This window comes from Vibrio sp. 03_296 (genome assembly GCF_002265885.1).
The window spans coordinates 1-899 of the sequence record NZ_NPKW01000203.1; the positions used below are offsets into that span (position 1 = coordinate 1).

At 50.5% G+C, this 899-nt stretch carries 1 protein-coding gene and 1 pseudogene; both read left to right on the top strand.

The genetic code is table 11. The features are described 5' to 3' along the window. A partial coding sequence (gene zapB, locus CIK04_RS23370) for a cell division protein ZapB (RefSeq protein ID WP_369597164.1) occupies window positions 1-88 on the top strand: 88 nt, incomplete at its 5' end. 209 nt (window positions 89-297) lie between these two features. Next, window positions 298-899: pseudogene (gene glpX, locus CIK04_RS23375) on the top strand (class II fructose-bisphosphatase); the annotation flags it as partial.

Consider the following 899-nt stretch of genomic DNA (forward strand, 5'->3'; position numbering starts at 1 on the left):
GCAAAAAGCACAGCAAACTCAACAAGAGCATGCTCAATGGCAAGAACGCATTCGCGCGCTTCTTGGCAAGATGGAAGACGTCGAGTAATTCTCCGCTTCTAGGGAAAACCCTAGACACCAAATACGAGGCCCTAAGAGCGCTTATGCCTTGGGCCTCTCGCACCTCGCACCTCGCACCTCGCACCTCGCACCTCGATTTTCGCCTTCAAACTGAATTTAGCTAACGTTYCCCTACATTTTGTGCYAGAATCGCGCCAATTTTACTCTTCCTTCGATTTAACACTTTTTGGAGACAACATGAAACGCGATTAGCGAYGGCCTTTCCGCGTCACAGAAGGCGCAGCTCTAGCGGGTTATAAATGGCTAGGCCGTGGTGACAAGAACGCGGCGGATGGCGCTGCTGTAGAAGYCATGCGCACCCTGCTGAATAAAACTGACATCAGTGGTGAAATTGTTATTGGTGAAGGTGAAATCGATGATGCCCCGATGCTTTACATTGGCGAAAGTGTTGGCCTAGGTGGGGATGAAGTGGATATCGCGGTCGAGTCCAAATCGAAGGGACGCCGCATGACCGCGATGGGCCAATCAAACGCTCTTGCGGTATTGGCTGCTGGTGAAAAAGGGAGCTTTTTAAAAGCACCAGATATGTACATGGAAAAACTGGTGGTCGGCCCTGGAGCAAAAGGGGTGATCGATCTTAACAAGCCACTAAAAGAAAACCTCGAGAACATCGCACAAGCGCTTGGAAAAAAGCTTGATACCTTGGTGGTGATTACCCTTGCTAAACCTCGATCGATGAGTGAGGTGATCGCGGAGATGCAACGCATGGGTGTTCGTGTTTTCGCAGTGCCAGATGGTGATGTGGCCGCTTCGATTCTTACCTGCATGCCAGACAGTGA